The sequence below is a fragment of the Butyricicoccus sp. OF10-2 genome (genome assembly GCF_003481925.1).
Classification (GTDB): Bacteria; Bacillota; Clostridia; order Oscillospirales; family Butyricicoccaceae; genus Agathobaculum; species Agathobaculum butyriciproducens.
This window is the reverse complement of record NZ_QUMC01000052.1, coordinates 1-10,658: the sequence shown is the minus strand read 5'-3', so window position 1 is coordinate 10,658 and position 10,658 is coordinate 1. Positions and strand designations below refer to the sequence as shown.

The following is a 10,658-nucleotide window of genomic DNA, read 5'->3' as shown; positions in this document are numbered from 1 at the left end:
GAGAAGGAGAGGGAACAGTAATGGCAAGACTCAGCGCAGAGGAAATGTTCAAGAATATGATCGGCCGCAAGGACGAGGAGCCGCAGCCGGCACAGGAAACCGCTGCCGCACCGACTGCGGAGAAGAAGAAAGCCTCTACCGTGCAGGTGACCGTGCGTCTGCGCCCGGAGCAGCATAAGCAGCTCAAGGCGGCAGCCTTCCACCGCGACTGCGATATGTCCGAGCTGGTACGGCAGGCACTCGATCAGTTTTTGCGTAACTTACGGAAAAATAAGTTAAAAAGTCACAAAGTTATAGCTTTGTGACTTTTTAACTTTATACTGAAATTCTGTTATGAAATACAGGATATACGGACAATTTACCGGCAATATAGGCGATAAAAGTGAGAGTATACCGTGACCGTTTATCTCAATTCGCGCAACCTGCGTATCGTCGGCATGACGAATCACACGCACAATAAATACAAAACCGTGATGGAAATGATGCTGCGCCACAAGGATACCTTCCCGTGGGAGCGACTGTTCAGCCATCACTTCCCGTGGAAGCAGGCAGAGGAGGCCGTGAAGGCCAGCATGACCCGTGAAAGCATGAAGGTCATTATCGACCCGTGGATGGAGTAAGCATCCCGCTTCCGTCCCGCCCGTAAAACCGCCGTGCGGCTGAAAAAACGGGGGCACGGGGATTCCACCCGTCAAGCTGGATTTGCACAATCAAATCCGTTGCTTGTCAGACCGATACCGCACAATTTTGCCATAAAGAGAACCCGGAGCACACAGCCTGAAATTCAGCTGTGTGCTTCGGGTTTATTGGGTGGCGGCAGGTGTGGAGATCAGTTGATTTTTGCTGCCGTGCGGGAAAAGTGCTTCTGAAGCTCGAACAGGGTCCGGTCTGGTTTCAGTACGAGCAAGAGTACTAAAAACAGCTATGGGAATTTGGATAATACTAACGAAATAATTGCAAATATTCGTTTGGCTATTGTGTTTATTTTGCAAATATGCTATATATAAGACAATCAATTCATACGTATGCAAAGAGGTGAAAACAGTTGAAAACGATTACTTCCGTCGAACTTGCCAAATTAGCTGGTGTGTCGCAATCAACGGTTTCCCGTTGCTTGAATGACAGTCCGCTGGTTTCAGAAGAAACCAAGGCAAGAGTCAAAAAGCTGGCGGAAGAATACTCCTTTCAGTTTAACACTAACGCACGGGGGTTAAAAACCAACCGCACCGGTGTGATCGGATATGTATTCTCAGAGGATTTTACCGGCTTTGCAAACCATTATATTCAAAGTGACATTTACTATCGCATACGTATGCAGCTTGTAAAGGAAGGGTTGGATCTGGTGCCGGTGTTCGATGAAGGGAAATACGGTGAGTTTTTTTCCATCGAGAAGAGTATCAGCAATCGACGGTTTGATGCCCTGATCTTTAACCGACCGCAGGTGGATGAGCGAGTCAAAAGCCTGCTGCATGAAACAAAAATTCCATTTATCTATATTTACGATACGAATGAATCACTGGATGAGTCGTATATGATCGCACCGAGCCATTCACAGATTGGCGGTCTGGTCGGCAAGGCGTTTTGCGAAGCTGGCTATACACGATTTGTGGAAATTATCGGACCGCAGGATCGAATCGACGTGATACATAAACATGAAGCTTTTGCACGTGTTTTGCATCAGCATGGGCATAAGCTGTCAGATACGCACATCCTGCATGCAGATTACAACCTGAAGCAGGCTACGCAGCAGGTTTTGGAGCATATTGAACTGTTCCAGCCGGGTACAGCGTGTTTTGCGCAGAACGATATGATGGCATTAGGCGCTCTGGAGGCACTGCGCGAGCAGGGCATTCAGGTGCCGGATGATGTGGCTTTGATTGGTTCGGATAATATCCCGATGGGCAGCTGGTTTACGCCGCATTTAACCACTGTGGCAGTAGATTATGACAGGATTATCAATTTAACAGTAGAATGGGTCATGGCAATGGCATCGAACAAACTGCCGGATACCTACCGGTATATACTGGACAGCAAATTGATCATCCGAGATACATTCTGTCCCTCAGCAGGAGAATAATTCTTTTATTCTCCGCAATTGAATACGTATGCAAACGCGAAAAAGCGTTTCAAATATGAAAAAGAAAGAAGGAAAAGAAAATGAAAGGAAAAAAATTGATGGCTATGCTGATGGCGGGCTCCATGCTGCTGGCAGGTCTGACGGGCTGCGGCGGTGCCAATGCAAAGGGAGGCAATGCTGCGGCAGATGCGGCTGATTACCCGAATGGACCGGTAACAATCATTTGTCCGTGGGGTGTCGGCGGCGGTGCCGATGTCATCTCCCGCAAGATCTCGGAAGTGGCCAAGAATTATTTTGATCAGCCGATCATTGTAGAAAATCACACAGGCGCTTCCGGCACCATCGGCATGATGGATGCCATGGATGCGGATGCGGACGGTTATACTATGGTCGTCGCCAACGGTCCGTTATTTTCGTTGACTCCGAAGTACATCGATGTATCCTATGATCTTTCTAATTTCACTATGCTGCGCGGTATGCGTCAGGTTTCGCTGATGATCCTCACCAATCCGCAGAAATCCGGCATGAAGACGTTTGATGATCTGATCAACTACGGTAAAACGCATAAGATCACGTATGCAACTTCTTCCGGCCCGGGCGGTGACCAGTACGTTGTTTCTTCTGCAATGTTCAAGTCGCTTGGTATCGAGGCAGAGCCGGTCGTTATGGGCAGCGAGGCAGAATCGATCAATGCAGTGGTTTCCGGTCAGGTAGACTGCGGTCTGGGTACGCCTCCGGCATACTACTCGCATCAGGAAGAGGGTACGATCCAGGCGGTCGCAACTTTCTATCCGGAAACGGTTCAGACTCCGTACGGTGAAGTAAAGTCCATCAAGGACTGGGATGTTGATGTTGAATTTGCCGGCATGGACTGTCTGGCTGTTCGCTCGGACGTTCCGCAGGAGATCGTAGACAAACTGAATGCAATGCTCGATGACGTATATGCCGATTCCAAGTTCACCGGTTTTATGGACGAGATGGGTTATCCGCTGTGGGATGCCAAGGGTGACGAAGTGACGCAGTTTATCGAGGATCAGATGGACAGCATGGACAAATACGTGGAGATGCTCCAGTAACAGGCTGGTCTGTTTCATCTGGTGTGAGAGGTGACAAGATTGAAAGTAAAGCTAAATTCGAATATGATAACAGGCGTTCTGTTCCTGATCGTTTCTGTTGCCCTGCATATTCTGATACCATCGCAGATCCGGACGTATGAAACCAGCGCGGTGACTGCTGCAACAGTTCCGACGCTTCTGATCCGCGGCATGATACTTTGCAGCGTGATCCTGCTGGTGCAGGGTATCCTGTCCAAGGAAAAGACCGAATACACGATTTCAGGAGCCATTTTCACTAAAGAAAATCTGCTGCGGCTGAAACCGGTAATCTATATTGCCATGCTGATCGCATACGCGCTGCTGCTTCCGCATATTGGATTTATCATTTCCTCGCTGCTGCTTGCCAATGGCATTCTGCTGTATTTCGGTACGAGAAAATGGTGGTTCTATGCGATTGCCAGTGCAAATGTAATCGTTGCGTACTTTGCATTTCAGGCAATGAGCGTGACCCTGCCATAAGAAGGAGGAAGCGCATATGTTAGATAACTTGATGACCGGTTTGGCGCTGATGGCCTCGGCAGAGAGCTTCATTGCAATTTTCATCGGTCTGCTGGCAGGTATCATTATCGGTGCCATTCCGGGTTTGACTGCGGATATTGCGATCATCCTGTGCCTGCCGATTACATACAGTATGGAACCGATCCCGGCGATGCTTCTGCTGCTTGGCTTGTATTGCGGCGGCACATACGGCGGCTCCATTACTGCAATTTTGATCAATACACCGGGTACGCCCTCGAGCGCAGCGACTGTGCTGGATGGTTATCCACTGACGCAGCAGGGCAAGCCGCTGAAGGCTCTGACGATGGCGCTGTATGCCTCGTTTTTCGGTGGCCTGTTCAGTGCGCTGGTATTGCTGTTTGCTGCACCGAAAATTGCACATTTCACACAGATGTTTGGCCCTCCGGAGTATTTCTGCATCGCAGTGTTTGGATTGTCTATTATTGCAAGCATCTCGAACGGCAATATCATCAAGGGTCTGCTCGGCGGTCTGATCGGTATTTTCATTGCACTGCTGGGACAGGATTCGGTCAGCGGTACACTTCGGTTTACCTTTGGTGTCCGTCGACTGGGCGCCGGTATCCCGCTGATCGTTACGCTGGTCGGTCTGTTCGCAATTGCCGAATTGCTCAGCCGCTCGGATTATAATCCGCGTACAGATGCAACGCGTAAGCAGCATTTGAAGCTGGACCATGAGAAGCTGTCCTGGGCAGAGATCAAGCGCTGCCTCAAAACGATGACGATCTCTTCGCTGATTGGTACGATTGTGGGTGCTATCCCGGGTACAGGCGGCGGCATTGCAGCTTTTATCAGCTACGATCAGGCGAAAAAGACCTCCAAATACCGTGATCATTTCGGTCACGGCGAGATCGAAGGCGTTTCCGCAACCGAGTCTGCCAATAATGCAACGACCGGTTCTACATTGATTCCGCTTACAACACTGGGCGTGCCCGGTGACGGTTGTACGGCAATTCTTCTGGGTGCATTTATGCTGCAAGGCATGGTGCCCGGTCCCTCCATGTTCAAGGAGCACAGCGATGTTCTATACGGCATTATGATTGGTCTTGTCGTTATCAATATCCTGATGCTGATTATCGGTCGTGTGTTTACCCCGCTGTATGCCAATATCACACGTATTCCATACGAGCTGATGAGCGCAATCATCATTGTTTACTGCATTACCGGTGTCTATTCGAGCGAAGCCAGCACATTTCAGGTACTTCTGGCGGTCATCATCGGCGCATTTTCGTTCCTGCTGCGCAGGCTTGGATTCAGTGTTGTACCAATCATCCTCGGCGTAGTTCTTGGTGATCTGGTGGAAACGAATTTCCGCAACTCGATGGTAATGTCCAGCAATTCTCTGTCCATCTTCGTAACACGGCCATTCAGCCTGTTGTTCCTTGCGCTGGCTGTGCTTTCGATTGGAATGTTCTTCTACAAGGCAGCAAAGGACAGAAAAAAGCAAAAAACAGAGTTAAATTAAAAAGGAGTTTCAGATGAAGTATTATACTGAGCCGAGCCGGGAGATCCCGGTTGCGGCAGAAACGGAAGTCCTTGTTGTAGGTGGCGGCCCCGCAGGTTTCGGCGCCGCCCTGCACGCAGCACGCATGGGACGAAAAACGATGCTGATCGAGCAGTACGGCGCGGTCGGCGGTGTGGCAACCACGGGCATTATGAGTCATTGGACCGGCAGACAGGACGGCGGCTGCTTTGAAGAGCTGCGCGAAAAGGCACGCGACTGTGAAGCGGAGCAGGTCATCAATCCGGAAAAACTGCGTATTCTGATGCTGGATATGCTGATGGAGGCTGGCGTTAATGTACAGCTGTACACAGGCTTCAGCGATGTCATTATGGAGGGAAACCGCGTTGCGGGTGTAATCACAGAGAGCAAATCCGGCCGGGAAGCGATCCTGAGCAAAATGGTGATCGATTCGACCGGCGACGGCGACGTGGCCGCGCGTGCGGGCGTTCCGTTTGAAAAGGGACGTTCGACGGACGGCGGTATGCAGCCGATGACGATCATGTTCAAGGTTGCCGGCGTAGATATGGATCGCGCCATGTTCTTCTGGGGCTTTGAGGATACGGTCCAGCTGCCGGAAGGCGATCTGCAAACACTCGGTCGTCAGGAATTACCCTCTCCGGCAGGTCATATCCTGCTGTATCCTTCGTCGCTCCCCGGCGTTGTCACAGTCAACATGAGCAATATGACCGATGTGGATGGCACAAATGCAAGAGATCTGAATCGTGCTGAATACGTATGCAGAAAGCAGCTTCCCGAGATTATTGCATTTCTGCGCCGCCATGTGCCGGGATATGAAGGCTGTTATCTGATCGACAGTGCCGATGTGATCGGTGTGCGTGAAACCCGCCGGTTTGAGGCGAATTATCAGCTGAATGAGCAGGATATTGCGCAGGCTCGTACCTTTGAAGACTGGGTAGTTACCAAGTCGAATTTCTTCTTTGATCTGCACAATGTAGAAGGCGCCGGACTGGATGCCAATGGCGAATACAAGGCGTTCAAGCAGCCGAAGCCGTATACGATCCCACTGCGCTGCTTTGTACCAAAGACGGTGGAGGGTATTCTGCTGAACGGACGCAATATTTCGGGTACGCATAAGGCACACTCCAGCTATCGCGTAATGCCGATTGTAATGAATATGGGGCATGCTATGGGTATTGTTGCCGCGATGTGTGTTGCACAGAACAAAAAGCCGTTGGAATTAGACATTCACGAAGTGCAGGATGAACTGCGCAGAACGAATGTAGAACCGTAAACTCAGGAAAGGAGACACAGTTATATTATGCTGAAACGAATGCCCCGCACGATTACAGCAGAGCAGTCGCTGAAAAGCGGACTGTTCAAGCTGAGAGATATTGCCGCCTGTGCTTATGGCAATGGAAAGTGGATTCAATACCGGGATGCCGCAGGCACCTGTAAGCTTACGATGTCCATGGGAGAGATCGTAAAAAACGCCAGTCTGGAAGATGTTGAAGCGTCAAAGGCGCTTGCAGTGCTGTCGACAGGTACTCTGCCGGAGAACGGCGTAAAATCTATGGTGATTCTGCTGGTATCTCTGTTGGAAAAAGCGGAGAACCTCGGCTGCACGGAAGCGGATGTAAACGCAGTTTATGCGCTTCTGGAATATGCGGCAGAATATCTGCCAGCTATCGCGAAAGAGAATAACGGTGAGCTGCTCGGCAGCGTGCTGCCGTACATGACACTGATTAAGCCATTGAATAAACGGGCGCGTGAACTGGGCAATGAACGTGCAGCAGCAACGATGGAATATGCCCTGACAACGCTGCTCCTGACGTTTACCGAAGCCAACGGTGCAAATGGATACGGTGTATATGAACGCATGAAAGCACTGGCGCCCAATCAGTTTTTCAGCCTGAATCAGGTTGGCATTGAGAGATCAATTTCCGTGGATAGTCCTTATACTGACATCTGGACGATGGGATTTGATCCCATCGACGGAACAATTAAGGATTGTCGCGACATGGCATATCGCGATAAAGAGGAGGACGTACGAAACGTATTACTCGCGGTGAAGAGTGCCTTGCAGGTTATTTGGAATATTGCCGCAAGTCTGTGATACGTGGATACACTGTCTGAGACAGCAGGTATGAAATCGCTCCAGCGATCGGCGTGTATTTACCCAATCTTCATGACCGGATAAACAAATATCCGTCTCCTCCTGTTTGTTTTTCAGATCTCAGTTGTTGAAAATCATATCACCCTACTTTACCCAAAAGGAGCTTCCACGCACGGCGATGGAGCTCCTTTATTTTTCCGGCTCGCCGAACTGACAGCGCCATTTACTGGATCGTAGGTCACTACAGTCGGATCACTGACTGTCCATTCTACCTCATCGTTCGGAATTCGATCTCCGGTAGCAGGATTATAGGCAAAGATGAATCTGTAGACTTAGACGCAGATTCCAACCCGGATACTGGTGTCGGCTTATTCATAACCATAACACCTGCAACGATACCGCTGACAACAGCAACCGCCGCCACTGCGATAATGCCCTTATAGGCTGCAGCGCCAGCGGCTCCTGTGCGGCCGAATCACCAGTGCGGCAGCGCGACAGAATTTCGCTCATATCTTTTGAGGGCATACAGAGATCTCCTGAAACTTATACGTCCTTGTGACTGCCGATGTATACGCTGTAGCTCGCGCCATCCCACGCAACAGCCTGATCGAGTGCATTTGCAACGGCACGGACCGGCAGATAGGTCGTGCCCTTGTAAAGCAGCACGTCAACCGTCTTGCCGTTGACGTCGGTCGGAACAATCAGCTTGTCGTTCACATAGACCTTAACCCCGGTTTCAACAGCCAGCTTTTCCATTCGACGTTTCGCATTGTACTCGCCCGAGGCCTTGCCGCCCAGAATGGACGACTGCGAGTTGGCGATAGCTTTCAGCTTGGAAAGTGCGATTTCCGGTGCGGGAGCCAGGTTATCATAAGGGTTACACATATTCCATGCATCTGGACCGTCAGCGGTTACATTATATTGGTTTTTTATGTCGTCCTGCCATGTGTTCAGTTCAGCCCAGCCTGCACTTACATCTATATTTTCGCCAGTTGTGTAGTCCGTCATCCACACAACCGGTCCATTATCTCCCCAGTCCTCATTTTCTCGTAAACCCCAAGTGACTTTCCATTGCCCGTCCACTACGGTTTCAACCAGACTGATAAGACCGACATCATCTTCTCCGACTGTAGAGCCATTGGCTTCCCAAAACAGGTACTTTTTCCCATCACGTTCACCAATATTAATGGTTCTCTTGAAATAATCCGGATCATTCTGAGAAAAAGGACTAATTACCTCGTGCTGTGCAATGCAATTTGCTTTACTGCCATCCCAGTGATAAACCATATAGGTGCTGTGCTTATTCGTTCCCTTAGCGTTTTTCTCCTTCGTATTGCAAACGCAAAGCAGTTCTTCGTTTCCGTTGCCATCGAAATCAATCAGCATAGCCGTCACCAGACCGCTGACGATACTGCCGCTGACGGCACGCTTGCCGTACTTGCTCTGCAGCTGTTCGATCACCGAAACATACGCTTTTGCACGGTTTACAGCATTCTGGTCCACCTTATGCTCACCGAGATACGCACTGGACGTCGTTCCATCCCATGCGATCGGCACATTGAGCGCCGCAGATACCGCGCGAATCGGCAGATAAGTCGTGCCATTATACAGCATTGGCTCTACCGGATTGCCGTTTGCGTCACCCGGATTGAGCTTCTGGTCATCCACATAAACCGTAACACCACGCTCTACGGTAATGTTCTTCTGCGTCAGTGCGGACGCAAACGGCATACTCATCACCAGTGCCGCACCCAGCAGACCAGCGGTCAGCCGCTTGCCGAATATTTTCATCGTTTGATTTTCATGCTTGTTCATACTTTTTCTTCCCTTTTATATTTTGAATGATAATGGAAATCATAATAACCTGATTATACCACAGTTTCCGACTATTTACTATTCTCATTGCATTCAATACATGGATAGGATATAATAGTATCAATATAATTTACATTAACACGAAACAGGATAAGGGGTATGAAAATGAAAAAAAGACTGATCTCCATTGCAATGGCGGCTGTTATGGCGGTCGGAAGTATTCCGGCGGCAGGCGCACTGCTTGATGGTTTCAACAATACGAGTACTTACTCCGATCAGTTTACGGATGTGCCCTCAACAGCATGGTATTACAATTCGGTCAAATCGGCTTATGAACTTGGGATTACTGCCGGTATGAGCGCATCTAAATTTTCACCCGATCAGAATTTAACTACCGATCAACTGACTGTTTTTCTGGCGCGCATTCATGCGGCATACCATCACAATGAAATCGTCGAAGTGCAAAATCCATCGAGCTGGACTGATAAGTACTATTATTATGTAGAGCAGTATATCGACAGCAGTTATCGAGACAGTATTTTCGGCGGCATGGATCATGAGCAGCGCTGGCATTTTGCATACTGGATCAGCAAGGCGCTGCCGGATTCTGCATATACCGCTATTAATAATGTGCCGGATGGACAAATCCTTGATTTGACCGAAAATAAAATTTATACCGAAGACGAGTCTTTCGATGAGATCTCCAACCGCATCTATATGCTTTACCGTGCAGGCATTCTGACCGGCAATACGGCATACGGACATTTTAATCCGAAAGGATATGTTACCCGTGCAGAAGTAACCGCAATTATTACCCGTATGATCGATCCGGATCAGCGTAAGACATTTCAGCTGAAAGCAAAACCGACCTCCGGTCCTGCGAGCTTTTTAGGTGAATATTTTGCTTCTGACAATGACGCAAGCCGTCCATGGCTCGGCTGTTCGCTTGAAATTACAGATGTAACAGACAAGGAAGTAACCTTTAAGTTCGACCACATCAAGTCCGGACGCGTGATTCTTTTCACGGCAGAGAAAGCGAAATTTACTTCTGTGAATACAGCAGTTGCAAACGGAACCGCGTGCTATTCAGAAGTTCCCTCAACGATGGAGAAGATTAAATATGTGCTGACGTTTACTGATCATAATATCAATGTTAAAACGTATGGCAGCGACCCTTACCGCTATAGCTATAATGTTAATTTCACCGGTACAGGCGCAATGAATTAACAGCAGTATATATCCATACACCAGTTTACAACTTTATAAATGATAGACTTGTTGATGAATCAGCTGTTTTAAGGCCTTTAATAACCTGCTTTTTTTCCTGAAATTCAGGCATAACCTGCCGGATCATGGAGGCTGCCAGTTCCGGTTTAGATTCTTTTTTCTGCCACATACGATAGCCAGGAGGACCGGAAAGGAAATATTATGTTACAAAAATTATATACTTTTTTCAGGAAAGAAACCGTTTTGTCAATTGCAGTGATCCTGGCGCTTCTTTCTATGTTCTGGGTCAGACCGGATAAGGCTTATTTTACTTATATCGATTTCAGGACT

Annotated in this window: 11 protein-coding genes; 9 read left to right on the top strand and 2 right to left on the bottom strand. The window is 48.9% G+C overall.

Annotation, left to right across the window (positions count from 1 at the left end; genetic code table 11):
* From DXB00_RS15925 to DXB00_RS15890, 8 genes are all read left to right on the top strand, one after another.
* Nucleotides 1-305: hypothetical protein (locus DXB00_RS15925; protein WP_207665899.1), on the top strand; the 305-nt coding region annotated here is incomplete at its 5' end.
* A 90-nt stretch (nt 306-395) separates the two neighbouring features.
* Nucleotides 396-620: a hypothetical protein gene (locus tag DXB00_RS15920; RefSeq protein ID WP_119215178.1), complete on the top strand. Its 225-nt coding sequence runs from the start codon at nt 396-398 to the stop codon at nt 618-620.
* A gap of 425 nt (nt 621-1,045) precedes the next feature.
* Complete coding sequence (locus DXB00_RS15915) at nt 1,046-2,077, top strand: LacI family DNA-binding transcriptional regulator (protein ID WP_118361970.1); 1,032 nt, start codon at nt 1,046-1,048, stop codon at nt 2,075-2,077.
* Between the two features lie 80 nt (nt 2,078-2,157).
* Nucleotides 2,158-3,153 carry a tripartite tricarboxylate transporter substrate binding protein gene (locus DXB00_RS15910; RefSeq protein WP_119215177.1) on the top strand — a complete coding sequence of 332 codons (996 nt, stop codon included), beginning with the start codon at nt 2,158-2,160 and terminating at the stop codon, nt 3,151-3,153.
* A 39-nt stretch (nt 3,154-3,192) separates the two neighbouring features.
* Nucleotides 3,193-3,651, top strand: a complete 459-nt coding sequence (locus tag DXB00_RS15905; protein ID WP_147356589.1) for a tripartite tricarboxylate transporter TctB family protein — start codon at nt 3,193-3,195, stop codon at nt 3,649-3,651.
* 16 nt (nt 3,652-3,667) lie between these two features.
* The gene (locus tag DXB00_RS15900) at nt 3,668-5,173 is read left to right on the top strand and encodes a tripartite tricarboxylate transporter permease (protein WP_119215176.1); all 1,506 of its coding nucleotides are present in this window, start codon (nt 3,668-3,670) and stop codon (nt 5,171-5,173) included.
* 13 nt (nt 5,174-5,186) lie between these two features.
* The gene (locus DXB00_RS15895) at nt 5,187-6,464 is read left to right on the top strand and encodes an FAD-dependent oxidoreductase (protein WP_117491949.1); all 1,278 of its coding nucleotides are present in this window, start codon (nt 5,187-5,189) and stop codon (nt 6,462-6,464) included.
* Nucleotides 6,465-6,491: 27 nt separating this feature from the next.
* Nucleotides 6,492-7,286, top strand: a complete 795-nt coding sequence (locus DXB00_RS15890; RefSeq protein WP_119215175.1) for a hypothetical protein — start codon at nt 6,492-6,494, stop codon at nt 7,284-7,286.
* Nucleotides 7,287-7,658: 372 nt separating this feature from the next.
* Here the strand turns inward: DXB00_RS15890 and DXB00_RS16530 are convergent, their stop codons facing one another.
* Nucleotides 7,659-7,811, bottom strand: coding sequence for a hypothetical protein (locus DXB00_RS16530; RefSeq protein WP_158581340.1), 153 nt, complete (start codon nt 7,809-7,811; stop codon nt 7,659-7,661).
* 18 nt (nt 7,812-7,829) lie between these two features.
* Complete coding sequence (locus DXB00_RS16525) at nt 7,830-9,101, bottom strand: stalk domain-containing protein (protein WP_158581339.1); 1,272 nt, start codon at nt 9,099-9,101, stop codon at nt 7,830-7,832.
* 165 nt (nt 9,102-9,266) lie between these two features.
* Between DXB00_RS16525 and DXB00_RS15880 the strand changes: the two genes are divergently transcribed.
* Nucleotides 9,267-10,328, top strand: coding sequence for an S-layer homology domain-containing protein (locus DXB00_RS15880; protein ID WP_158581338.1), 1,062 nt, complete (start codon nt 9,267-9,269; stop codon nt 10,326-10,328).
* The last annotated feature ends 330 nt before the right edge of the window (nt 10,329-10,658 follow it).

Excerpts from the sequence above, each read along its gene's own strand:
- DXB00_RS15880 (WP_158581338.1), top strand. The coding sequence starts at position 9,267 with ATGAAAAAAAGACTGATCTCCATTGCAATGGCGGCTGTTATGGCGGTC.
- DXB00_RS16530 (WP_158581340.1), bottom strand. The coding sequence starts at position 7,811 with ATGCCCTCAAAAGATATGAGCGAAATTCTGTCGCGCTGCCGCACTGGT.
- DXB00_RS16525 (WP_158581339.1), bottom strand. The coding sequence starts at position 9,101 with ATGAACAAGCATGAAAATCAAACGATGAAAATATTCGGCAAGCGGCTG.
- DXB00_RS15890 (WP_119215175.1), top strand. The coding sequence starts at position 6,492 with ATGCTGAAACGAATGCCCCGCACGATTACAGCAGAGCAGTCGCTGAAA.
- DXB00_RS15910 (WP_119215177.1), top strand. The coding sequence starts at position 2,158 with ATGAAAGGAAAAAAATTGATGGCTATGCTGATGGCGGGCTCCATGCTG.
- DXB00_RS15895 (WP_117491949.1), top strand. The coding sequence starts at position 5,187 with ATGAAGTATTATACTGAGCCGAGCCGGGAGATCCCGGTTGCGGCAGAA.
- DXB00_RS15900 (WP_119215176.1), top strand. The coding sequence starts at position 3,668 with ATGTTAGATAACTTGATGACCGGTTTGGCGCTGATGGCCTCGGCAGAG.